Below are 24,337 nucleotides of genomic sequence, written 5' to 3'. Positions count from 1 at the left end.
TGCCAGTCGATCGATCGTCTGCAAACAATCTCAGCTTATTTATACCAGTTGCCAAAAACAATGCAACTGCAAGCAAGATCCAAACCCTTGCAGAGTAAGTCTTTTCCCATTTTTCAATGTAAAATCTCAAATCTGAAATCTCAAATCTAAAAATGGTATTACCAAGTGGATTCCCTGAACCCGCACAGATTGGCGTCATAGAAATTAAGCAATATCCTCAGTATCGCGCTGTCACATACACCCACGCGGGCGATTTGCGACAAGCAACTGGAATTGCTTTCAATCCCTTATTTCAACACATCAGCAACAACCAAATTGCGATGACAACGCCAGTAGAAGCGCGCTATACAGCAACTTCCGAGCAAATCGATGCAGTTCCTGTTGCAGAAGTTTCATTCCTGTATCCCGCACCAAACATCGCCCCTAGCAGCGTTAACTCCGCTGTGGAAGTCACCGATACTTCACCGATGACAGTTGTCAGCATCGGCGTGCGCGGCGCCTACACTTGGGAAAGCTACGAAAACAACCTCTCCCAACTCAAAGATTGGCTTCAAGAACATCCCGAATACGAAATAGTCGGGCCACCGCGCCGCTTTTTTTACAATTCGCCAATGACAGCGGAAGCAACTAAAATCAGCGAGGTACAAATTCCGATCAAACGCCGCTGACATGAACAACCAATTCGCGAATGTGGCCGCGCTGGCGGTGTTCCCAGAGGTAAATTCCCTGCCAAGTTCCTAACAATAATCTACCGCGTGCGATCGGGATTTGTTCGGAAGTATGAGTCAGCGCAGTGCGAATGTGGGCCGGCATATCGTCTGGGCCTTCCGCATCGTGAATGTAGCTCGCGCCCTCCGGTACAAGTTTAGCCAAAAAATTAGCCAAATCCGTCAGTACATCCGGGTCAGCATTTTCTTGAATCACCAAACTAGCAGAAGTGTGGCGCAAAAACAAGCTACAAAGTCCCGTTTTAATACCTGAATTCGCTACCACATCTTCTATCTTACGACTGATATTGTACAGAGACTTGCCTGTAGTTTTAATTTTGAGTATTTCCTGGTGATGAAGCATATCATATCCGGTAAAATAACCATTATAAGGTTCGTAGTGAGGACTTCAGTCTTCAAAAAAGAGAGGACTGAAGTCCTCACTACAAACACCTTTTATTACGGGTAATTAAACGGAAATTATATCATTCAATTTGGGATTTTGCACGAGACTGTTGTAAACCTCTTCAGTCGGCGGAGGCCGACATTGTTTGTATAGCAGCGATTTCAATCGCCGTCATTCGATTTTAGATTTTAGACTTTAGATGAGCTTGTTTGCAAAAATATTCAATCGCCGCCATCCTAATCCCGGTCTTTAAAATAGTCTACAACAGCTTGGGCGATCGCCTCCGTACCGTGCTTATCCAACTTATCCGACAAAAGAGGCGGGTGCAGCGGTTTGTGCAAAAACCCCCAATCCCCCTCAAAAAACTCCGCCGCCGTCACAACTTGATGCGCCGCATAATTTTCAAGCCACTCCAACAACACCGCAGCTTCCGCAAAACCCTCTCTCATAATAGAAACAACAGGTACTTCCAAACGCAAAGCTTCCGAAAAAGTGCTGTATCCGGGTTTAGAAACCAAGCGCCCGCAGACAGGCATCAGATCAACGGGGCGCGGTAAAATCGGGAAAGATTGTGCAAACTCCTGACTTTTGACTCTAATCAAATTCGGCAAATCCGGAGCTCCCGCATCAAAAGTAATAAATTGCCAATCGCTAAATTGCTGTAAATTTTGATAAGGAATTGCCTCTAAACCCAGCCCGCCAAAAGTCAACAATACAGTTTTTTCCAGCGGTGATTCGATGCCGAATACTTCCCTAATTTTCTCATTACTGTAGCGAGGATTCCCGCCAGTCAAGCCGACATCTTGAATATTTGGAAAAGCTGGCATCGGTTCGTGCAAAGGCAGGCGAAAAAGCCGATCGCACTTTCCGAAGCATTCACCAATCCAATCAGCCATTTCCGTAAATTCCCCACCCCAATCCCGATATATAAAATCCCACCCAAAATTGCTCATCATCCAGCAAGGAACCCCAGCCGCTGCCGCCATTCGTGTTGCCAAAGGAGGAATATCTGCTAGCACCAAACCCACCCGATTTTGCTTAATAAAATTAACTTCGCCCGCAACAATCGAATTTTGCTTTTTCTTAATTTCCCGCAATTTTTCCAAAGTCGCCTCTTTATCCATATGCAAACTATCAGCTTGCACAACTCCGACATCAAAAGCACGGGGACGGAGGATAAAATCGCCAGTAATATAACATTCTAGCAGCCAGCGAGGTGCAGTTGTGGTGATAATTAATAAAATATCGGGATTTAATTCTTGAATTTTGGCAGCTACGGAGGAAACTCGGACGGCATGACCGAATCCATGATTGGTGAGGGCAATATATAATGTTGGTCGAGACATTGATAATGGGGAATTGGGAATGGGGAATTGGGAATGGGGCATTGGTCATTGGGAATGGGTAATATTATGTCCTGTCGATTACCATGACAAAAACGGATCGAGCGTGCGTCCTGGCGTCCGCTCTAATGCGGAGGACGCCAGGACGCACTACGAACTAATATTATTGCGTTTAATTGATCGGACACGATATAATTGGTAATTGGAAAATAAGAATGAAAAGGGAAAAACAAAGTACAACTGCCAACTGTCAACTGCCAACTGTCAACTGCCAACTGCCAACTGCCAACTGACTACTGACTACTGACTACTGACTCGATCGATAATTTCGCGTGCCATATCTTGTAAGGATACCACTCGATCGGCAAAACCAGCATTAACCACACTTCCCGGCATCCCCCAGACAACGCTGCTAGCCTCATCTTGAACAATAATCTTACCCCCAGCCTGCTGAATATTCTCACAACCCAGCAGCCCATCCTGCCCCATTCCAGTCAGTATCGCACCCAAAACCGCATCACTATAAATCAGCGAGCAAATTTTGGATGCTACGCGCAGCACGAAGTAGTGCGAGGTTTGCCAACAGCATTGTTACACAAATACTTCCAGCAGTGTGGCAAGGAATGGCAGATTAAAGAAGACCTCCGCAAGGCGATCGAATTTCGCCAGATTAACTTAACAGAACCCTTTGGATCGATGCCTCAAATGGACATTATTTTTATGCGAAATGTCTTAATATATTTCGATGTTCAGACAAAGCAATCGATTTTAGCGAGAGTGCGGCGGGTGTTGCGGCCAAAGGGCTATTTATTTCTAGGGGGATGAGAAACAACTGTAAATCTTGACCCGGCTTTTGAGCTGGTGCAATTTGAAAAAGGTATATGTTATCGATTGAGATGATGTGCGGTCGATCGACTATAATAAAATAGGTTTGTAGTGAGGACTTCAGTCCTTTCTTGATTAATAGACTTGAATTGCAAAAGTCTTTTTAATCAAAATTTAGGACGCTGCTCAGAGCAGCGTCCTAATTATTTTTGCAATTCAAGTCTAATCTTGAGGAATTAAGAAGGACTAAAGTCCTCACTACAAACCTAAATTTTACAGGTTTGTAGTGAGGACTTTAGTCCTTTCTTTGGGCCGCGCCCTCAGACCAAACAGGCAATTGATTAATCTTTTCCAGCGTGATATCTACATACTTTTGACCGTTCCCCGCTAGATTTTCCCCAAAATATCCATCATCGCCGTCGTGCTTGTGAGGGCCGCTGAAAACTTCTACATAGCGGCCTTGGGAACGGGCTTGATTGAAGGGAGAAGTCGCGTACCAGTACCAGCGAGTGGGAAAAACTATGCCGCCTATATCCTCAATTGGATCGCGAGTACCGCGCAGATGAAAAATGCGATCGGCTTCTGCAAAACCATTTTCTCCCGAAAACACGCCACCAACCGAAACAACATTAATTTCTGCATTCAGCCATTGCTTAAGATAGCGAGTAGCACCCAAAGCAACTTGGGCGCCACCGCTAGTCCCAATTAAAATAACTTTCACAGGTTTTTGAGGATTAGCTGCAATCGGAGATTTAGCATTCATGCGATCGATAATTACATTAGCAATCCCCTGATTGTATGCAAAGCCGTAGCGATAATCTAGAGAAATTGCAAACCTCCAGAGATTGCGAATTTTGATGAAGACATCCCCCGCAATCGGCCCGCTTTTTGCGTGTTCTGCAAACCGCCAAAAAGGAGCTAGCAACCGCTGTCCTCCTAAACTTTTGTTAGAAGCTGAATAAGGAAAAATGTCGCCCACTGCGACGCACTGCGGGTGATTTTTAACTAAACGCTTGAGAAAAAACTCTTCTCCCGGCGTTAATTCGTTGCCCGAAAAATCGCCAACTCCCGGTAAAAAGATGATATAACAATTGAGCGGCGAAGACTTGCGCGCTTCTAGATTGCTGTTACTTGAGGGTAATATCTCCGGCGGATTTTTCTTGATACCCAAAGTTTCGGCACTTTGACCCAGCCACCAGATCACAGTTCCCACCGGCGAAAGAATGCCCCAAATTATCAGGATTATACCTGCGATGGTCAACAAATTTAAACTTCCCCCGCGCAGCCACGCAAGTATCTGCAAAATCAATCTTAGCATTTAATCAAATCTGGTAGAATGCCTGTTAATTACCTAATTACGTAGAAATATTTCGGTGAGTCTGCTGTATTAGAGCTTATTTTATCCAACTTGTCAACTATCTAGAGGAGCAGGGGTTAAACGTGAAGGGAGAAGATTCAATTGCAGGTTTGCGGGCAACGCTTTGGAACGCACTTTCTTTGAACGGCAATTTTTATGAAAAAACTCCCTACACTGGCAGAACTAAGCGGATAGCTTTAACAATTGTAATTTTAGCAGCGGTGTCCAGGATTTTGGGCAGTGCCGTCATTTTGTTAATCAATCGAACTGAGCTATCGGTCTTGTTCTTAGCACTTTGGATAGATGGTTTGGCAGTCGTGGGAGGTTATTATTTTTGGAGTTTTACTATCTTTAAAATCGGGGAGTGGCTAAAACCTGGTCACGTAACTTATGGGGAGTTGTTGGTGCCGATCGGATTTGCCTACGCTCCCCAAGTGCTGAATTTCTTAACGTTAATTCCGTTGCTGGGAGAAGGCATAGAGCGGATATTAGCTGTGTGGAGTTTGCTGGCAGTAATTGTGGCGGTTCGCCAAGGTTTGGATATTGAGACTCGCTGGGCGGTGTTAATTTGTCTGGTGGGTTGGCCGTTGATTCAAATTGCGATCGGCTTTGTGAAAGTTATTGAACAGTTGCTTGCACAATGGCTGTAAAATGAGCAAATTGTCAGAAGTTAAAAGGAAAAAAATCAGGGTCTGAAGTCCTCAAAATTTATTCTGCAAGTAGGCGAGTAATAGCAATTTCAAAACGCAGCCAATGTTGCCATTGCGATCGCACGCCCGCAGCAGTCCCTTAACCTGTTAAAATAAAATTGCTTTAGGGTGCAATACTTTTGCCCAAAGGGCGTCATTTCCAACAAAAGCATTCCCCGCTAGTCATTGAGGCACTTTCGCTTGCCAATTTGAGAAAATGCTTGACAGGGTGGCAGCCACCAAGTAGAGTGAGATACAACATTCTTAGCCTTAATTTGCATTGCCACTTGTAGCTCGTATTGTAGAGCGTACTGCGAGACGGCAACCACACCCCTGCTATTCGGCTCTCCCCACTGTCCGCCCCCTATTACTAGCGATACATTGTTAAAGAAGGAAATACACAAAAATTTACATCTATAATTTGTGTAGTATTCCAAATCGCTCCTCACCAGCAGCGATACAGCCCTCGCCAAGACAGTAGGAAGGAAAAAATATGTTTGAACGCTTTACAGAACAAGCCATTAAAGCAATCATGCTAGCCCAAGAGGAAGCGCGGCGTCTCGGTCACAATTTTGTAGGCACCGAGCAAATCCTTCTCGGACTCGTCGGCGAAGGCACTGGCATCGCTGCCAAAGTATTACTGGATATGGGCCTCAACTTGAAAGAGGCGCGCAATGAAATCGAAAATATCATCGGTAGAGGTTCGGGGTTTCTCCCGCCAGAAATTCCGTTTACACCCCGCGTCAAGCGCATTTTTGAGACGGCGCTGAACGAAGCGCGGCAGTTAGGCCACAATTACATCGGCACCGAACATATCCTGCTTGGGTTGATTCAAGACGATGAAGGTGTAGCGGCGAAGGTGCTGCAAAACTTGGGGATCGATCGCCAGAGAGTTCGCACGCAGGTAATCCGCGCCGTGGGAGAAGTCGCGGCAGTACCCGGAGGCCGAGGAGATAGCGGTGGCGATCGCAAAATCCCAACTTTAGAAGAATTCGGCACTAACTTAACTAAGTTAGCAGCCTCCGGCAAACTAGATCCAGTCGTGGGCCGCGAAAATGAAATCGAGCGCGTGATCCAAGTGTTGGGGCGCCGCACGAAGAACAATCCAGTGTTAGTAGGCGAACCGGGAGTCGGCAAAACAGCCCTCGCCGAAGGCCTCGCCCAGCGGATTGTCAACAGAAACGTCCCGGAAATTTTAGAAGACAAACAAGTAATCAGCCTCGATATGGGTTCGCTGATTGCCGGTACAAAATTCCGAGGCGAATTTGAGGAACGGCTGACGAAAATCATGGCAGAAATTCGCGCTGCCGGCAATATCATTCTGGTAATCGATGAAATTCATACCTTAGTCGGTGCAGGCGCGATCCAAGGCAGCATGGATGCTTCCAATATGCTCAAACCAGCCCTCGCCCGAGGCGAATTGCAGTGTGTCGGCGCCACAACCTTGGATGAATACCGCAAGCACATCGAACGCGATGCAGCCCTAGAACGCCGCTTCCAACCGATTAAAGTCGGCGAACCGAGCGTGGCTGAAACAATAGAAATATTGTACGGTTTGCGATCGGCCTACGAACAGCACCACCGACTGACAATTTCCGACGCAGCTTTAGAAGCAGCGGCTACACTGTCAGACAGGTACATTAACGATCGATTTTTGCCAGACAAGGCGATCGACTTAATTGACGAAGCAGGTTCCCGCGTCCGCGTGATGAACTCGCAAACCCCGCCCGAAGTTAAAGAGCTCAAGAAACAACTGCCGGCTGTCACCAAAGAAAAAGATGCAGCCGTGCGCGAGCAAGACTTCGACAAAGCTGGGAAATTGCGCGATCGCGAATTAGAAATCGAAGCCGAAATCGCCGAAGCTACGATCAACAAAAGCCAGGTCAAAGCCTCTCCCATTGTCACCGAAGAAGACATCGCGCACATCGTGGCAAATTGGACGGGAGTACCTGTTAGCAAGCTGACAGAATCCGAATCGGAATTGCTGCTGCACATGGAAGACACATTGCACCAGCGCTTGATCGGTCAAGAAGAAGCTGTCAGCGCAGTTTCTCGGGCGATCCGTCGCGCGCGAGTTGGCTTGAAAAATCCCAATCGCCCGATCGCCAGTTTCATCTTTTCCGGCCCCACAGGCGTCGGTAAAACGGAACTGACAAAAGCCTTAGCCACATATTTCTTCGGTTCCGAAGAAGCGATGATTCGGTTAGATATGTCCGAGTTTATGGAACGCCACACTGTTTCTAAACTAATCGGTTCGCCTCCCGGTTACGTCGGCTACGACGAAGGCGGCCAACTAACAGAAGCAGTCCGGCGCCGTCCTTACACAGTAGTCTTGTTCGACGAAATCGAAAAAGCTCACCCGGATGTCTTCAACATGATGCTGCAAATCTTGGAAGACGGCCGTTTGACCGATGCCAAAGGTCGCACAGTAGACTTCAAGAATACGCTGCTGATCATGACATCAAACATCGGTTCGCGAGTCATTGAAAAAGGCGGCGGCGGTTTAGGCTTCGAGTTTGCCGAAAGTGCCGCAGACGGTCAGTACAACCGCGTTCGCAGCTTGGTAAACGAAGAATTGAAACAGTTCTTCCGTCCCGAATTTATCAACCGCTTGGATGAGATTATCGTCTTCCGCCAGTTGAACAAGGCAGAAATCAAGCAGATTGCTGACATCTTGTTGCAGGAAATTTTCAGTCGCTTAACCGAACAGGGTATCACTTTGTCGGTGACAGACAAGTTCAAGGATTTGTTAGTTAAAGAAGGCTACAATCCCAGCTACGGTGCTCGACCTTTGCGCCGCGCCATCATGCGGTTGTTGGAAGATGTACTGGCTGAGGAAATGCTGTCTGGGAAGCTGAAAGAAGGCCAAAGTGCGATCGTAGATGTGGATGAAAACGGTCAGGTTAAGATATTGCCCGGTGGCGAATCTGAACCGAGATTGCCGGAATTTGCATTGAGTCATTAATGCGATGACTCGCAGATAAATAACGTCTGATTAAAAACCCGGTTTCTTGGAGGAACCGGGTTTTTAATTGAAAAATACCAGTTAAAAAACAATTTTACAATAGTATTTGTAGGGTGCGTCGCCATCAACAATCCTCAAAAAAAGCGACAATCGAGCGAGCGACGCACCTGAGTTTTGTCAATAGCCGAGCCAGCCAACAAACCCAACATTTCATGCCCAATAAAAAAGCTTGCTACAATAAAAATATTGGGCTTGCTTATATGTTCATTGAACCTCCCAGGTGCGTCGCTATTTAGGTTATCGGTCTTTCTTAAAGATGGTGGATAGCGACACACCCTACGGAAGACTTGGGTATTCCGCTATAAATAGCATCGCATTTTTTGGCATTAATCCTAATTAGATGAATAAACTAGGCGACACTTTAAAATAATCGCCGAGTGCCTTAGCTTGTGCTTTGCTAATTGCCCGCTTACCATTGACAACCTCAGAAACTACGCCACTCGATCCAATGATGCCCACTAAGTCAGCTTGACGGGTGCCGCTGGCTTCCATGATGTGTTGCAAAATCTCGTGAGGCTCAGATTTGTCGATCGCATAGTTTTGGGCTTCGTAAACTTCAATTAGCGTTACCAATAACTTGTGTAAAGCTCTTTCTTCTGGAGTGCGGTTTTTTGCGAACGTCAGCCGCTGGGCCACTGCTAGGAGGCGATCGTATTCTTCCTCAGTTTCGATCGCCCGTGGAGCGACTTCTGCCAGCAAATTGCTATAATTAGCTCGATCGAAAGTAAGGGTCATTTTTCCATTTGTCCTTGTCGTATAAAGATGTCACAGATTCCTTCTGCTAAATAGGTGGTTAAACGTTTAGTCATCGGAGATTTAGCTGTAGGGTGCGTCGCCATCAACAATCCTCAAAAAAAAGCGACAATCTGATAGCGACGCACCTTATTCTTTGCAATAGGTCAACAAACAAATCCAACATTTCATGACGCTAAAAAAGCTTGCTACAATAAAAATATTGGGCTTGCTTATATGTTCATTGAACCTCCCAGGTGCGTCGCTATTTAGATTATCGGTATTTCTTAAAGATGGTGGATAGCGACACACCCTACGGAAGACTTGGCCCCATTGAACCTCCCAGGTGCGTCGCTATTTAGATTATCGGTATTTCTTAAAGATGGTAGATAGCGACACACCCTACGGAAGGCTATTTCGCATCCAGTTTATTGTCGCCCCTGCTTTTCATCAGACAAAGACTGCTGTTTTAGCAGTTTCTCCTCATGGTCTACAAGAGCTTTCTCTAACAGGAATGCTGCCAAATTGCTCGTCGATCGACCTTCTTGCTTTGCCCATTCCTCAAGGCGAGTATAAATTCCGTCTGCCAAATATGTTGATAAGCGTTTCGTCATCAGAGATTCACTATTTTCTGGTCTGGGTCGATCGTTAGTGTAATGTACGATAGCTTTGACGAGCAATTGCATAAATCTTTGAGGCAAAAAGAGGAAACCGCAGATTAACGCCGATGGACGCAGATGTCTTGCAAGATTTTTTGCGAATGCTGCAATTGCTCGCCTACTTAAGCCCTCATATCATGTCCGATCGATTGAGAGCAATAAGATGGGTTCGTAGTGCGGACTTCAGTCCGCTCCCCGGCTGCGGACTGAAGTCCGCACTACGAACCTTTTTTGTTATGGTAATCGACCGGACATGATATCGCTACAAAACCTAGCCATTTTTCTAGGTAGCATTCCCCCCATTTCTCCGATGCCACACCTGCCAGCAGGACAGCACAATTGATTTGAGATTGGAAATTTGAGATTGAAAGATTCCGAGTCCGATCGATTAATTTAAGGAGAAATATTCATGTCTTCACCTTCATCAGACTCCAGTCCCCTGGTGGCTTTGTCGAATAATTTAGCAGATGCTGTCGAAGAAGTAGGGCGCTTTGTCGTGGCAGTTCGCGGTCGATCGCGCTTTGCGGTAAGCGGCATTCACTGGCAGCCTGGAGTCATCGTAACAAGCGATCGGGCGATCAAACGCGAAAACGAAATTGCAGTCACCCTTCCAGACGGCAGCACGGCATCCTGCACCCTCGCAGGCCGCGATTCGAGTACCGATTTAGCTGTGCTCAAACTCCCGAATTCCCAGCTTCCCGTTCCCGAAATCGGCGATACATCTTCCCTGAGAGTGGGTAACATTGTGCTAGCCGTGGGCCGCAGTTCCGAAGGTGGCACGATCGCCAGTACCGGTTCTGTAAGCGCGATCGGCGGGCCCTGGCGGAATTGGTGCGGCGGCGCGATCGACCAATTCGTGCGCCTCGACCTCACTTTGTATCCCGGACTGGACGGCAGCGCCCTAGCAGACGCCTCTGGGCGGATCGCGGGCATCAACATCTCCGGGCCGCGCCACATGACGCTGACAATTCCTACTGCTACCGCCAACAAAGTAATCGAGCAATTACTGGAAAAAGGGCGAATCAAGCGCGGTTACTTGGGTTTGGGGATGCAGTCGGTGCTGTTGCCGATCGCACTCAAACAAGCTTTGAATTTGTCCCGCGACGGCGGCGTTATCGTTGTCAGCATTGAAGCCGGCGGCCCCGGCGATCGCGCGGGCATCTTGCTGGGCGACATTTTACTGGCCCTTGATGGCATTCCCGTCAGCGATACGGGCGACGTGCTGGCGGTGTTGGCGGGTTCCGGCGCGGGGCAGCCGATCGGCGTGCAGCTCATTCGCGGTGGCAATCTGCTCGAACTCTCACTTACAGTAGGCGATCGGCCTGGGAGCGATGATTGATAAGTAGAAGGAAGGAAGAAGGAAGAAGGAAGAAGGAAGAAGGAAGAAGGAAGGCTTTAGCTATCGTCCATAGAGAAGTCAGAACCAGTACACAGCAAGCTTTTTAGCGATCCGTATTTTACGCTTAATTAGGTTGATTTACTTATGACACGGGAAAATTTTACTCTTGCCAACGGGCGAACAGCCGCCATTGCCACCGCAGGAGCGGCGCGCCCGCCGATTGGGAAGGAGATTTCAGGAGAATTAGCGCTGTTGGGCGAACAACTGCGACATTCTAGCGTGCGAGTACAAACTCGGCATTCTGGCGCTGGATCGGGGGTGATTTGGGATTCAGACGGCTCGATCGTCACTAACGCCCACGTAGCACAAAGTGAGAAAAATACTGTGGAACTTTGGGACGGGCGGGTATTTGAGGCGGTGCGGACTGCGATCGATCGCGATCGAGATTTAGCTCTGCTGAAAATTGCAGCCCGCGATTTGCCAGCAGCCGCGATCGGCAATTCGGACAATTTGCGCGTTGGTGAATTAGTGCTGGCGATCGGCAATCCTTTAGGCATTCCCGGCGCCCTGACAACTGGAATCATCCACTCTGCCAACCACACAGCGCCTCTGCTTGGACGGCACCAGCGAGGCTCGATTTTCGGCAAAAACTGGCTGATTGCTGACATCAAGCTCGCACCGGGCAATTCCGGGGGCTTGCTGGCAAACGCTCGCGGCGAAGTTGTCGGCATCAACACTGCGATCGCGAACGGTTTGGGATTGGCGGTACCGGCTAGGGAAGTAGAGCGTTTTCTGCGCGCAAGTGCGACGGAACCCGTGCGTCTGGGGGCTACCATGCGATCGGTGCCTGTTTTGTGGGGAAACAGGCAGATTTTAGGCTTGTTGGTATTGGATGTAGCCTTTGGCAGCTTGGCGATGGCTGCCCGATTGCAGCCGGGGGACGTGCTAATTAGCGTTTTGGGTCAGTTTTTGGGTTCTCCTGACGATTTAGCAAGGATTTTATGGAACGCCAAACCGGGCGATCGCTTGTCGGTTGAGTTTGTGCGATCGGGAAAACTGTTTTACAGTGAAGCAGTTGCAGGCGAAAGCAGGGGATTTTTCCGATGAGGGAAAGCAGCGAGATCTCAGTTGCGATCGCTGCCGCTAATGCTATTATCCGCGTCGGGCTCGAAAGCATTGTTCGCGCCCGCCCGACGCTGGAAATAGTTGGCATTGCGTCGGGAGAAGAGGCTTTAGTCGATCGCGTGCAGGAGTCGCAGCCGGATGCTGTGCTCTTGGATGCGGGGGCAATTGATGAGCTTTCTGCTGAGGAAGCGGTGTGGGAGAAGTTGTTTGCTGTCAGCGATGCCAATGCGATCGCGATCGTGCTGTTAACAGACAATTTCGATCGCGATCGGGTGGCGGAGGCACTTGCCGGCGGCGTGCGGGGGATTTTGCCGCGATCGGCTACTGGCGAAGAGATTGCGAGCGCGATCGAAGCAGCAGCAGCCGGGTTAATTGTGCTGCACCCGGATGTTTTAGATGCGTTATTGCCGATCGAGCCTGCTATTTCCCGCACTGTTCCTGCGGTGCCTTTGCAGGCTTTGAGTCCGCGAGAAATTGAAGTTTTGCGGATGTTAGCTGAAGGTTATGGCAATAAAAATATTGCCAAGAAATTGAATATTTCCGAACATACGGTGAAGTTTCACGTCTCGTCAATTTTTCAGAAGCTCAACGTTGCAACGCGAACAGAAGCTGTTACTGTCGGTGCCAGAATGGGTTTAATTATGCTGTGATACGAAGTTGGATTTGCGATCGAGCGAGTTTGATTCGCCGATGGTCGATCGATATGAGGCGGTGAATGCTTTTCTGGGATTGACCTAGAACAGAACTCATACGTCTACTTGCTTTTCAATAGACGAACGAGTATCATGATATAAGAAGTATACTGGTCTCAAATCTTTCCCATACAGCATAAAAGTCTTCTTTATGGAGCCTGTTTCGTATGATATCAACCACTGAAAATTCAATAAAAGCATTGCTATCGACCAGTGATGAGATGATGCTGGGCGAAATAAATTTCGTCAAATCCACCTTGGAAAAACTCTTTGAATCTGATGAAGTGCAAATCTCCAAAAAAGAAATATTGAATGTTTTGCTGAGACTTTTTGATTTTTTAGAACGGATGAGAGAAGCAAAAACTTTTCTGCAAAAATTTGATATTTATTATCATCAATTATACAAGCCTTTTGTCACCGAAATTATCCAAACAAAATACAGCGATTTTTTAACAAATGATAGTCGCCAAAAACTTGAAGCTCATGAAAAATACATGGAGGGCGTGAGGAAATTATTAATAGCTCTTGGTATTATATCGATCGCACTTGAAGAAGAAGATAAAGAACGCCAATATGAATCGCTATACACGGGTATATCGGAAATATCAGAGATATTAGAAAAATATATTCTCTACTTTCCACAAAACTTGATAGATGCCATTGAAAATATAGCATTGGCATTTTTAAAAGATCCCAATATCAAGCCGGATCGAGACAATCAAAATGACACTATTTTTTCATGTTTAGTTGGATTAAAAAATACTGCTAGAGCAGTATTATGGCAAATCGAAGAACAACGAACCAAGGAAAAATCCAGTTTGAGCAACTCTCCTGCGAATCAAATCTTTACTCGCGAAATGCAAATTCAGAAGAACCAACCTGCAATGGATTGGGCAAAGTCACGACTCGACAAAATAGAAAGTATTGCCAAAGACAAAGGATGGAGCTTAGAGTGATTGTAATTTTAGACTCTAACATTCTGGCTTTGCTGGTTGTGCCTATTGATGATAAATTGTCTGAAGATGAGAAGCTGGGTAAGGAGATTTATCAATGCACGGAATGGTTTTATCGACTATTGTCGAAAGGTGCCTACGTCACTTCTTCCGATCTATGCGATTATGAAATTAGACGCGAATTAATTCGTATTAAAAGCAAAAGCGTTCAAGAGTTAGACAAACTGAGAGACTTAATAGAATTTCGTAAAGTCACTTTTGCTGTACTAGAAAAGGCTGCGGAACTATGGGCTGAAGCAAGAACTATGAGCCAATCTAATAAAGTTAAGGATAATATTGATGTAGACTGTATTCTGGCTGCTCACTGGTTTCTGCTAAAAGAGGAATACCCGGCTCGTCAAGTCATTATTGCAACTAAAAATATTAAAGATTTTCAAGGTGTTACTGATTGTTCCATTTGGCAAAACATCACTTATTTATAGTAATTTACGAGTTCGAGCGAGTTTGATTAGCCGATGGCATACCAATACGATGCGGTGAAGAATTTTATGCGAGCGAGCTTAGAGTGATTGTAATTTTAGACTCTAACATTCTAACTTTACTGATTGCGCCTCTCGATCAGAAATTATCTGAAGATGAGAAGATTGGCAAGGAGATTTATCAATTAATTCAGGACGCGATCGCTCTTAAATGCTAAAATTAGAGCGATCGCTCTTAAATAATTTTGCTTTCCCGAAGCTAGGCGATCGCATATCCAGTATGCTGTCGTACTTGGGGAGGATGAAAAGCGAGGACAATCCGATCTTTAGGAACTCCAGCAGCTACAAGTTCATCGGTAATACTATCTTCAATTCCATCATAGTGAATCCAGATTTTGTCACCGATAATCTGGACGTGGGCGACACAACCATGTACGCGCTTGTTGCGATCCCATCCTTCATCGAATAGTAGAAAATGCGTGCGCTCTCGATCCACTATAACGTATTGTTTGATGTCACCGTGACTGTAAGGTATGGCAGCATGATCTTTGAGAATTTTCTCAACAGTATCTTGATAAAATGTTAGGTTATCCATTGAATAATCTCCTCAGTATCTGGATCGAAAATAATCATTCTCAGGTTCTTTTTCCGAATTACGCGCTGACCGATTTTTTCGGAAAAAAACCTTCAAAAATTGTGTTTCTAACAGCTAGATAAAGAACTATTTATGGCTCTTCATCCTCCATAATCAGCAAGTAAAGCTCGTATTGACCGAGTGCTTTTTCTAACTCGCTGATCGGTGATGGATCATCGCCCAGTCATCAAGGAGATATTTAACCCGGATTTAGTATCAATCCCAAGATTGCAATTGTACAACCCAATGCTGCACAAAAGCAGCAATACGATCGCGCCGAGTCTCAAAAGTAGCAGCAATCCAGATAAACACAATCCCAAAAGCCAAGCCGATCGCCCATTTAATCAGCGGATAGTCAAAAATCAGCACCACCAACTGATAGAAAACATTAATTAAGAAAATTCCTGTCCCCACAAACAAAAACGCCCGCACTCGCAGCGCCAAACCCGCTGCAATCGCCACCAAACTAACAGATCCCGCTACTAAACCGTGGCTTTGCTGAGTCAAAAGAGGTATCCCGCAAATCAGCGTTGTGGCGAGCATTCGCAGATTGTGACGCAGGTTTTTTTGTGCTGGTAGTTGCAGGGCGCGATCGCACTGAGCAACGTAAAGGAAAGAAAGCCCCAAAGGAGTAAAATACCATTCCGGCTGAGTCAGTCCGATTTGTCCAAACCACCGCAGCAATATCCAGTCAATTATCGCCACACTCACGTAGGTAAAACGGACTTCGCGCTTTTCCCAAGCCAGGAAAACATAGAAGGCGGCAGCTATCAGCAAGCTAATCGGATAAAACTTAGCCGGAGATTCCAGAATAGCAACTAGGGGAATCAGGGAAGCAATTATCTGCCAAGGTTTTTTTGACCAACCCCAGTTATCCCAAGGTAAGATGTAAAGGAAATAGGCAAATAGAGAAGCAAAGGCAACTTTCCAAGGTGCTAAGGGCCCGGAAATGTATTTGACTAAAGGCGTATTGATCCAATAAAGCCGGATGCCAAAGGCTTCTAGCCAACCCAGGTAGATCCAAATCTGTCCCCATTGGCGATCGAGATTATTTCGCCCCTGCAAGAAAGCGTATTGCACTAATAGAGCACCAGTGACTAATCCTAGATTTAAGGCTGATTTAAGATCGTAGCCAGAAGCTGAAATCAGCAGCACACTGCTCAAAACCCAGTGCAGGTGAGCGAATATTTTTAATTGGGCATTGGTTAAATGCAAATAGCTGCTCAGCCAAGGAGATAAGATGCGATAGATATAGGTTAAAGTTGTGCCGAGAGTTGCTAGCACAATTAAGCCGTCGCCAAAAGCTCCTCCTGGTGTTTGGGAAAGTTGATATAGTAGGGATTCATAAGCGGAAGCTGAGACGCCAATTAATCCCAAATAAACCAAAGGTTTAAATTCTTGCTCCCGCCTACCAATGCCGATCGCAATTAAAGACGCACCCAACGAGATTAAACCGGTGCTGTTGGTAAAGGCGTGCGATCGCAAAATCAAGCCCAATACCCCGTAAAGTAGAGGTATCACGTGAATGCTGGGTAAAATTTGGCGGTAATCGGGGTTGCGGCGCCGCCACCAATCGCCCAACAATTGCGCAAATAAGCCGATCGCAATATTCGCCACTGCTAAATTAATCGTATTGCGTCCAATAAAGCTCAAACCGACTGCTGTGAGTAACTCCAAACTCCAAGCCAAGGCATAAATTGCCAGAGGCGAAAGTTGGCCCAAACTTCGGAAAACAATTGCAGCCATGATTACCAAAGTAGCAGCCAACACTTGAGTAGAGGCTGGTAAACTCAAGGTACTGCCTGCATCGTAGAGTTGAAAGGAATAAAGAGTGATGTTTGTCAACAGCAAGCTGGTGAGTAAGATTGCCCAACCATCCAAAGCTCGATCGTAAATTTCAGCTAAGGTCGAAGGTTCAGGCAAGCTGCTATAATAACGAACAATCGTGCTGCGAAGCAACCAGAGACACAAAAGTGCGATCGCCCCAGCAATTGCCCAAGCCCAACCAGACAAAAAGCCTAATTGTAGAAGAGCTGCGGCGGCGAAGCTCAAGCCAAACCCGACTCCAATTGCAGCCGCTGGTAGCTCAACTAAATAGTAAGTATTGACGAACATTAATACTGTGGCAAAACCCAAGCCCATTAATCGGTATCCCGGAAAAATCACAATCAGCAATTGTGCGAAGATTAGGGCAATCGCACTCAAGGTACTGGCGACTTGTTTGTGAGGAACCTCAGTATATTTAGCAACAGCAGTCAAAGCCAAAGGCGCCGCCAACCAAAGCAAACTCCACTGAGGGCGATCGGCGGCAGTACCCGTACTTAAATAATTTTCTAACAAGATAAAGCTGAATCCTGCTAATCCTAAGCCCATATACCAGGAAGTTTGGAACCATGCAGGATGCCAACGGCAAAACGCAGAACTTTCTCTGGTATTTGCCGCTTTCATCCAGACAAAAAATCCCCATTCAGCCGCCATGAAAATTAATAAAATTTCCGCCCAAATATTGGGTGTCTGGTTGGGAAAAAACAAGTCTATTCCCGAAGCGCTCGCGCCCAAACCAATAATGTGAGTCAGGTAAACCCAAATTGCCGGATTTCGCTTTTCCTCAACAGCAGAATCAGCCCTCGCAACTCGCCGGGAATTCTCCGGAATTACGTATTTCCAAGCAATCCAAGCTAAAGTTAAAGTAGAGACTAATAAATTGAGCGCTCGCCAAAACGGATTGACTAAACTAATAATAGTTAAAACACTGCCCAAACCCAGAGCAAGATTTTCGGCAAAATGGGCAAGTGGAAACTTTCGTTTGCGGTAGAGCCACTGCGCCGCACTTACCGTTAAAATTAAATAAGGCAACAGCAGAACGCCCCAAAAAGCCCAAGGAGTTTCCTGAGAGTTGGTAAGCTGAGTTAAAAATGCAACAAATTGTGTTTGAATCCCTAAAGGAACCACTCGCCAAACCAGCCAAATGCTCTGAAGTCCCACGGCGAAAAGCATTAGCAAATCAAGCTTTTGCCAAAACCGCACTAAGCGGTTATAAAAAAACCAAACAGCCAAGGCGCTAACTGCGATCGCCTGTAGGGGAATTTCGCGGAAACAAACCAGCCACCCCAAGCCCAACAAAGCCCCTCCGGCTAATTGCCAGTTAAAACAGTTGGTGGGATTTTGCTGGTTCGATATATTGTTTCTAATAGTCCCAGATGCGAGGGGCGGCGGCCAATCCAGCCACGCTAAAAGCACGCCGCAAATTCCCAAAGCTAAACCCATTTCATGGATATTTACATCCTTGACAAATATCGCCCGACCCAGTAAAATCCCTAAAGAATAAGCTACTAAAGCCGCTTTTTTGTAAGTCAGAAAATCTCGGCTAAAACTGAAAGCAGCAGCGATAGTTTCGCTGTCTCCCCCGCGTGTGATAGATTGCAACCGTTGTTGCTGAACTTGATAAACGGTAGCAGCAGCAGTTCCCACGGTACCCAAATAAACCGCAGCCAGGGCAAAGCCTCCAAATGCCCAACCCCAGTGCAAATAACTCAATCCCAAGTGATTTAGGGCGATCGAGTGAGTTACATTTTTACCCCACAAACTTTGATACTGATCTTTGATAATCCCGCGCGTTATCCAAGTCAAAATAACAGCAGCGGCGATTGCTACCGCCCAATTTTGGGGATATTGCCACAATCCAAAGGTATCCATCGCCCAAAAATTTATCGGCACTAGCAACAGCGTCACTTCTTGCAAAGTTTGAGCAGTCAATTGCAAATTAGCCTGTTTTTTTGCCCAACTGCTAATCGCCCAAAAAGTTAAAGTATAAGCTAATAAAACTCCGTATTGTCCGGCAGCCGGAAATCTTTCCCACTGACTCGCAGCTAAGACTCCTGAGGAGACAACTACCATGAACACTCCTAAAAATAACAGCCACACGACGCTTATTTCGGCTATTAGCGACTGCAAAATCTGACTGATCAAAGTTGGGGTTTGAGGGGTTTCTGCCCGCTCCACAACGTTTTTTGCGGTGCTACGTAATGCTTTTTGTGTTGAGAAAGCAGGTACTTTTGGTTCGGGAATAGGATCTCGCGGGCGATCGTCAATTTCAGAAACGGCTACAGCGGGCTCGGGAAGCGGGCAGACTAAATGCTGTCGGCACAATTGCTCAACCTCAGCGGGCGAAATCAAACCCAGGCGCAGCCACGCATCTAAACCTGTCAGCAACTCAGGATGTGACGCTAAGATGCTGAATTCTATTTTGCTCGATCGACCTTTGGGAGACGACATCGGCTTAAACTGCTACTAGCTACATTCCAGCTATAGCCTACTTTACAGTCGATCGAACCTCCCCACATTCCGCCCTAACAATTGGCACAATGAGTATTTATTACTAGAAAAGTGACTGGGGCGATCGTACTACTTTTATCTATTTTGAGATGGTTGGCGTTAAAAGTGCGATCGGGCTTTCGATGCCATCACCTCGATCTACCTGGGAGATATTTGGCATTTCACTAAGGAATGAAAATTTAATAATTGTTGCTTGTTTGCTTGTTACCAGGCTCTGCCTGGTAACGTAGATCCGGAGGCTCTGCCTCCTTTTAGCTCGCAACCGAGAGGAGAGAAGACTGTAGGAGGTGCTTAAGTTATTAAATTTTCGATCCTAACCTCAGTTTTCCTCAGGAGCGATCGATTACCCTGCTAATCAACCTCATATTTCCTCAGGAATTATCATGATAATTCTTATTACCTAGTGAGCAATAATACTTGTAATCAACTTGTTTACTTATTTTATATTTAGAATTGTAAATAAATCGTTAAAGCGTAATTTTAGTGTTTATATTTAACTCACATAAATCGACGGAATTAATTATTGTCAGCGAGTGCAGAGCTATACACTGCAATGGAAATAGGACTTACTGGAGGTCAGCAACCGGGTTTTTTAACGAAAATCTTTCGGTGTATTCCTGAGATAAGGTGAAACACCAAGTTTCTTTGGTCTTGATACGTAATTCCCCTGAAATAGGTTTGATTTTTCAAACCTGAGAGGGCTTTTATTTCAATTTTTGATGATTGTATCCGCTAATTCTTGTTTTGTTTTTCACAAAGAGCAGGTGTGTTATGCCAACCAAATTAATCAGTAAGGTATCCGCAAGAGCGATCGCATTTATCGACAGCCAAGTCGAAGATTATCAAAGCCTGATCGCAGGCGTTACACCGGGAACCGAAGCAATAGTGATCGACTCCCGCGCCGATGGAGTCGCGCAAATCACCCAAGTATTAACAAATCGCACCAAAATTGACAGCATTCACATAGTTTCTCACGGAAGTCCCGGCTGCTTGCAACTAGGCAAAACTCAACTGTGCAGCCACAACTTAGAAACTTACCGCAAACAATTGCGACAATGGCGGCACGCTTTAAATCTTTATGCAGACATCCTGATTTACGGTTGCAACGTAGCAGCAGAAACCGGATCGGACAGCATTAACTCAGCAGCCAATTCCAGCAGCGAATTAGACTCTTTTGAAACAAGTGCAGATAGCGCCCACTTACTCCAGCGGATTGCCGCACTAACGGGAGCAAATATTGCCGCATCTGCCAATCTCACCGGCAGTGCAGCCCAAGGTGGCGACTGGGAATTAGAATACAAAACCGGAGATATTTCTGCCTCTTTAGCATTCAATCCCGAAACTATAGCCACTTACAATCATGTCCTCAGCAACTATGTCCTCTACGACGGCATCACAAATTATTCTTTCATTGGCTCTTTTACTGGTACCTATTATGGTAGTGGCATAGGGGTATTTGGAGTGCCTGAAAACGCTCCTCTTGGAACAGAACCAAAAAAGATCATCAAGCTTAATTACGTACAAACACCATACCCCGGTATTACACAACCTCCTACTTTAAACACTGGTGCATTTTCACCAAATATTAGCATCAATACTGCCAGCATCTCAGGAGGAAATACAGGCATTGCAGGATATTCCGGTGAAGGTATACTGCTACCGCCTCCTCCATCTCTACCACCCTACGATCCAAACAATCCAAATATAGGAAATGTTTCACAACCAGGAAAACTCGATCGCTCTAAAGGTTATACCCTATTCTTTAACGTGGCGATTACCGCAGAAACAAGCGAGCCAAATCGATCGGGTTTCAGCGTCATTGCCCCTGGTGTAGAATTGGGTTTTAAATCCACAGAAATTTTTGCTCAATCAACCCCTACTACCAATAACTTTGTCCCTGTTGAAAAGGCAACACTTCCTGCGGGATTTAATCTTGCTTCATTTAACAAGTACGCACTGATTGTCAAAGATAACAAGTACAAACTTTTTGTTAATGATTCCTCAACTCCAATTTTGACAGGACCACTGCGTGACTACTTATTCCAGCCCGCAGCGATTTCTCCTAATTTCAATCCCTACATAGATTCTAACCAATACGCATCAGTATTTTTAGGAGATAGTTCCGATCGGGGAAGCTCTACGTTTCGTCTCGGCAAAGTCTCTGTTGCAAATGATGGACCCGTAATCACGCAACCGGACAGAGCAGCTATTAGTGTTACTACTGAGCAGGGTATCAATAATAATCCATATACCAATATTAATCCGCGCAGTGTCACAATTAACGTTTTGGCAAACGATACAGGCGGTGTGAAATCTCTGAAAGTCAAAAATGTGTATCGAGACGTGCCAGCGTATGGCTATATTCCTCCAGCAAATCCAGATAACGACGGTTCTTTTACACTAACCCAAAACTACCCTAATAAAGCTACTATTAGTGACTGGATTTATGTGGTAGGCAAATTCACTGAGATTGGCGGCCAACCCCGCAATAACATTGCTCGATTGAATAGTGACGGGACGCTAGATGCGACTTTCAATCCCAATGCTACACCAGATCCCAATCTCAATCCTCCCAGTGATTACAACCCCGAGCCAACCCCTGTAGTTAGCGCGATCGCGATCGGTGATGACGGCAACCCAATTGTTAGCGGCCGTTTCACCAACATTGGCGGACTCGATCGCAATAATGTAGCCCGGTTGAATGCTACCGATGGTAAAGCAGATCCAACATTTAACTCTAGCAACCCTAACAACTCTTATGGAACAAGCGATAGCTCTGGTCCTTACTCTCGGCTCGCAATCGATCTTAATGGCAACTTAATAAATAGTACCTTTTATGGCTATTCTAGCAATAATGTTATTGCTCGTTTAAATGGCTTAAACGGTTTGATCGATCCCTCTTTTAGCAGCCACAATTATCAAGGATTTGACTTTCAGTCGATAGCGATCGATGCTAATAATAACCCAGTAATAGCGGGTAGATTCACCGATATCGGGGGCCAACCGCGCAACAATATTGCTCGGTTGAATAGTGGCGATGGTACGGTAGACACAACTTTCAACCCCAACATCGTTACGGTGGGAAATTCAACTAACTCAACAGTTAATCGACTCGCCATTGATACCAATGGCAAATTATTAGTCAATGGGATATTCAATAATATAGGCGGACAGCCGATCAACTTTTCTCCGATCCGATTGAATAGCAACGGCACTTTAGATCCTACTTTCACTTCCCAAGTTATTAATGGCATTAATATTCAAAACTCTCAGATCGCCCTTGACAGCAATGGCAAGCTATTACTAGCGAAGGAGAATAAGATTGTCAGGTTGAACAATGACGGTACGGAAGATCCGACTTTTAGCTACAATTACTTGCCCGCAAATTATAACGCAGTACCGATCGCGATCGATAGCAAAAACAACGTCATAGCAGCCAGACAAACTATTGGTTTCTATACCGATCAATTGCCATCCAGTAATATCATTAGGATTTTGGGATCGAATAATAATAGCAACTATGGCTATGCTTTCTATAACGATCCCTTTAACAATCCCAATTCCAACAATATTAATGGTTCTGTCTCGGATATTAAGATTGACCCCAAACGTACCATCACCTATACTCCCCAACCCGGTTTTAACGGTCTTGACTTCTTTTATTACAACGCGACTGACGGCTACAGCAACTCCAACGACTACCAACTTGACCCAAATACTGACTACTATCAATGGCAGCAGCAGAACAAAAGAAATCGAGTCACCGTCCTCGTCAACGACTCTCCAGTGTTGGATAATTCGGGTGCACCTTATTTAACCAACATTCTCCCCAACGACGCAAATAATACAGGCACATTAATCTCAGAACTAATCGATCGACTCGGCGGCACAAAAATCACCGATCCCAATGATGCCATTTCCCCCCGTCCTCGCGGCATTGCGATTACAGATTTAGACACAACCAATGGTCGCTGGCAGTATACCACAAACGGTACAAGCTGGACTGATTTTGCTTTCACTGCTCAGGGAGTTGATCGCAATCCACTTTTATTGCCATCCAACGCCACCACTCGCATTCGCTTTATTCCCAATAACGGCTACATTGGTAATATTAGTAATGCTATTACCTTCCGTGCCTGGGATCAAATTAGCACATTAGATCGATCGGGCGATATCATAAACCCCTCCAGCTACTATGGTAGCCCAGCGAATATTGATATTGCCAAAGACTTAGAAATTAACGGTGTTTCAAGTCCTTTCAGCAGTGCGGTAGAAACAGCCAGCATCACCATTACCAACGCACCAATTATTACCAATATCAGCTCAACCGAAGCCAACGGTACTTACGGTGTTGGTAAAGTTATTCCCATTACGGTAAGACTCTCAGAAGCAGTCACAGTTACCGGAACCCCACAGCTTACCTTAGAAACCGGAATCACCGACGCAGTTGTAAATTATGTCAGCGGCAGCGGCAGCGACACCCTGACATTTAATTACACAGTCGCAGCCGGAAATAACAGTCCCGATTTAGACTACGCCTCAGCAACTGCCCTCACTCTCAGCGGCGGTACCATCCAAAATGTCAAAAACGATCTTGCTGTATTGACTTTACCAAGTCCCGGTACAGCAAACTCCTTGGGTGCCAATAAAGCAATAGTAATTGACAGCATTGCTCCCACTGTTACTATTAATCAACCTACAACCCAACTCGATCCAAGCGGCAACTCAAGCATCATTTTTGCAGTTACATTCAGCGAACCAGTAACAGGTTTTGATGCCTCAGATATTAGCTTCACAGGGAGTACAGCAGCGGGAACTTTAACAGCTAACATATCCGGCACTGGCCCTACTTACACCCTAGGTGTCAGTGGCATGACAGGCGACGGCAATATTGTTGCCAGCATCAATGCTAATGCAGTCACAGATTTAGCAGGTAATTCCAATACCGCCAGCACAAGTACAGACAATACTGTGACTTACAGAAGTGCATTACCACCGACACCAATTCCTGTAGTAACGTCGCCGACACCAATTCCT

General features: G+C 45.9%; 18 protein-coding genes. 10 read left to right on the top strand and 8 right to left on the bottom strand.

Going from position 1 to position 24,337, the window contains the following annotated elements; all coding sequences use genetic code 11:
• Positions 1-152 precede the first annotated feature (152 nt).
• Positions 153-668 (top strand): heme-binding protein, encoded by a 516-nt coding sequence (locus QUB64_RS17975; RefSeq protein WP_333270134.1) that lies wholly within the window; start codon positions 153-155, stop codon positions 666-668.
• Here QUB64_RS17975 and QUB64_RS17970 read toward each other — a convergent pair.
• The 3 genes from QUB64_RS17970 to QUB64_RS17960 all read right to left on the bottom strand — a co-directional run bounded on the left by QUB64_RS17970 (position 655) and on the right by QUB64_RS17960 (position 3,017).
• Complete coding sequence (locus tag QUB64_RS17970; RefSeq protein WP_333270131.1) at positions 655-1,071, bottom strand: secondary thiamine-phosphate synthase enzyme YjbQ; 417 nt, start codon at positions 1,069-1,071, stop codon at positions 655-657. The two genes, QUB64_RS17975 and QUB64_RS17970, sit on opposite strands and share 14 nt — an antisense overlap.
• A gap of 278 nt (positions 1,072-1,349) precedes the next feature.
• Positions 1,350-2,459 carry a glycosyl transferase gene (locus QUB64_RS17965; RefSeq protein ID WP_333270278.1) on the bottom strand — a complete coding sequence of 370 codons (1,110 nt, stop codon included), beginning with the start codon at positions 2,457-2,459 and terminating at the stop codon, positions 1,350-1,352.
• 297 nt (positions 2,460-2,756) lie between these two features.
• On the bottom strand, positions 2,757-3,017 hold the full coding sequence (locus QUB64_RS17960) for a chemotaxis protein CheB (RefSeq protein WP_333270129.1): 261 nt from the start codon (positions 3,015-3,017) through the stop codon (positions 2,757-2,759).
• Positions 3,018-3,023: 6 nt separating this feature from the next.
• Between QUB64_RS17960 and QUB64_RS17955 the strand changes: the two genes are divergently transcribed.
• Positions 3,024-3,281, top strand: a complete 258-nt coding sequence (locus QUB64_RS17955; RefSeq protein WP_333270126.1) for a CheR family methyltransferase — start codon at positions 3,024-3,026, stop codon at positions 3,279-3,281.
• A 295-nt stretch (positions 3,282-3,576) separates the two neighbouring features.
• On the opposite strand, the gene QUB64_RS17950 is transcribed toward QUB64_RS17955, so the two are convergent.
• Positions 3,577-4,599 (bottom strand): hypothetical protein, encoded by a 1,023-nt coding sequence (locus tag QUB64_RS17950; RefSeq protein WP_333270123.1) that lies wholly within the window; start codon positions 4,597-4,599, stop codon positions 3,577-3,579.
• Positions 4,600-4,721: 122 nt separating this feature from the next.
• On the opposite strand from QUB64_RS17950, the gene QUB64_RS17945 reads away from it, so the two are divergent.
• On the top strand, positions 4,722-5,288 hold the full coding sequence (locus QUB64_RS17945) for a hypothetical protein (protein WP_333270120.1): 567 nt from the start codon (positions 4,722-4,724) through the stop codon (positions 5,286-5,288).
• Positions 5,289-5,820: 532 nt separating this feature from the next.
• Positions 5,821-8,292 carry an ATP-dependent Clp protease ATP-binding subunit gene (locus tag QUB64_RS17940; protein WP_333270117.1) on the top strand — a complete coding sequence of 824 codons (2,472 nt, stop codon included), beginning with the start codon at positions 5,821-5,823 and terminating at the stop codon, positions 8,290-8,292.
• Positions 8,293-8,688: 396 nt separating this feature from the next.
• Here the strand turns inward: QUB64_RS17940 and QUB64_RS17935 are convergent, their stop codons facing one another.
• Positions 8,689-9,087 (bottom strand): helix-turn-helix domain-containing protein, encoded by a 399-nt coding sequence (locus QUB64_RS17935; RefSeq protein ID WP_333270114.1) that lies wholly within the window; start codon positions 9,085-9,087, stop codon positions 8,689-8,691.
• Between the two features lie 425 nt (positions 9,088-9,512).
• Entirely contained in the window at positions 9,513-9,770 is a 258-nt protein-coding gene (locus tag QUB64_RS17930) for a ribbon-helix-helix domain-containing protein (protein ID WP_333270111.1), read from the bottom strand.
• Positions 9,771-10,152: 382 nt separating this feature from the next.
• Between QUB64_RS17930 and QUB64_RS17925 the strand changes: the two genes are divergently transcribed.
• From QUB64_RS17925 to QUB64_RS17905, 5 genes are all read left to right on the top strand, one after another.
• A complete protein-coding gene (locus QUB64_RS17925; RefSeq protein WP_333270109.1) occupies positions 10,153-11,082 on the top strand; it encodes a S1C family serine protease in 930 nt (309 codons plus the stop codon).
• A 144-nt stretch (positions 11,083-11,226) separates the two neighbouring features.
• On the top strand, positions 11,227-12,189 hold the full coding sequence (locus tag QUB64_RS17920) for a S1C family serine protease (protein WP_333270107.1): 963 nt from the start codon (positions 11,227-11,229) through the stop codon (positions 12,187-12,189).
• A complete protein-coding gene (locus QUB64_RS17915) occupies positions 12,186-12,857 on the top strand; it encodes a response regulator transcription factor (RefSeq protein ID WP_333270104.1) in 672 nt (223 codons plus the stop codon). The genes QUB64_RS17920 and QUB64_RS17915 overlap by 4 nt, the downstream gene beginning before the upstream one ends.
• A gap of 209 nt (positions 12,858-13,066) precedes the next feature.
• On the top strand, positions 13,067-13,855 hold the full coding sequence (locus tag QUB64_RS17910) for a hypothetical protein (RefSeq protein ID WP_333270101.1): 789 nt from the start codon (positions 13,067-13,069) through the stop codon (positions 13,853-13,855).
• Positions 13,852-14,334 (top strand): type II toxin-antitoxin system VapC family toxin, encoded by a 483-nt coding sequence (locus QUB64_RS17905; RefSeq protein ID WP_333270098.1) that lies wholly within the window; start codon positions 13,852-13,854, stop codon positions 14,332-14,334. Before QUB64_RS17910 ends, QUB64_RS17905 begins: the two co-directional genes overlap by 4 nt.
• Before the next feature lie 256 nt (positions 14,335-14,590).
• On the opposite strand, the gene QUB64_RS17900 is transcribed toward QUB64_RS17905, so the two are convergent.
• Positions 14,591-14,926 (bottom strand): XisI protein, encoded by a 336-nt coding sequence (locus QUB64_RS17900; RefSeq protein ID WP_333270095.1) that lies wholly within the window; start codon positions 14,924-14,926, stop codon positions 14,591-14,593.
• Positions 14,927-15,181: 255 nt separating this feature from the next.
• Positions 15,182-19,240 (bottom strand): hypothetical protein, encoded by a 4,059-nt coding sequence (locus tag QUB64_RS17895; RefSeq protein ID WP_333270093.1) that lies wholly within the window; start codon positions 19,238-19,240, stop codon positions 15,182-15,184.
• An 831-nt stretch (positions 19,241-20,071) separates the two neighbouring features.
• Between QUB64_RS17895 and QUB64_RS17890 the strand changes: the two genes are divergently transcribed.
• Positions 20,072-24,337, top strand: a 4,266-nt coding sequence (locus QUB64_RS17890; RefSeq protein ID WP_333270090.1) for a DUF4347 domain-containing protein, incomplete at its 3' end; no start/stop codon positions are given.

This window comes from Microcoleus sp. Aus8_D2 (genome assembly GCF_036702665.1).
Taxonomy (GTDB): domain Bacteria; phylum Cyanobacteriota; class Cyanobacteriia; order Cyanobacteriales; family Microcoleaceae; genus Microcoleus.
This window is presented reverse-complemented; position numbering and strand designations above follow the sequence as displayed.

Coding starts and splice junctions, on each gene's coding strand:
- QUB64_RS17975 (WP_333270134.1), top strand. CDS start 153: ATGGTATTACCAAGTGGATTCCCTGAACCCGCACAGATTGGCGTCATA.
- QUB64_RS17970 (WP_333270131.1), bottom strand. CDS start 1,071: ATGCTTCATCACCAGGAAATACTCAAAATTAAAACTACAGGCAAGTCT.
- QUB64_RS17965 (WP_333270278.1), bottom strand. CDS start 2,459: ATGTCTCGACCAACATTATATATTGCCCTCACCAATCATGGATTCGGT.
- QUB64_RS17950 (WP_333270123.1), bottom strand. CDS start 4,599: ATGCTAAGATTGATTTTGCAGATACTTGCGTGGCTGCGCGGGGGAAGT.
- QUB64_RS17940 (WP_333270117.1), top strand. CDS start 5,821: ATGTTTGAACGCTTTACAGAACAAGCCATTAAAGCAATCATGCTAGCC.
- QUB64_RS17935 (WP_333270114.1), bottom strand. CDS start 9,087: ATGACCCTTACTTTCGATCGAGCTAATTATAGCAATTTGCTGGCAGAA.
- QUB64_RS17930 (WP_333270111.1), bottom strand. CDS start 9,770: ATGCAATTGCTCGTCAAAGCTATCGTACATTACACTAACGATCGACCC.
- QUB64_RS17925 (WP_333270109.1), top strand. CDS start 10,153: ATGTCTTCACCTTCATCAGACTCCAGTCCCCTGGTGGCTTTGTCGAAT.
- QUB64_RS17920 (WP_333270107.1), top strand. CDS start 11,227: ATGACACGGGAAAATTTTACTCTTGCCAACGGGCGAACAGCCGCCATT.
- QUB64_RS17915 (WP_333270104.1), top strand. CDS start 12,186: ATGAGGGAAAGCAGCGAGATCTCAGTTGCGATCGCTGCCGCTAATGCT.
- QUB64_RS17910 (WP_333270101.1), top strand. CDS start 13,067: ATGATATCAACCACTGAAAATTCAATAAAAGCATTGCTATCGACCAGT.
- QUB64_RS17900 (WP_333270095.1), bottom strand. CDS start 14,926: ATGGATAACCTAACATTTTATCAAGATACTGTTGAGAAAATTCTCAAA.
- QUB64_RS17895 (WP_333270093.1), bottom strand. CDS start 19,240: ATGTCGTCTCCCAAAGGTCGATCGAGCAAAATAGAATTCAGCATCTTA.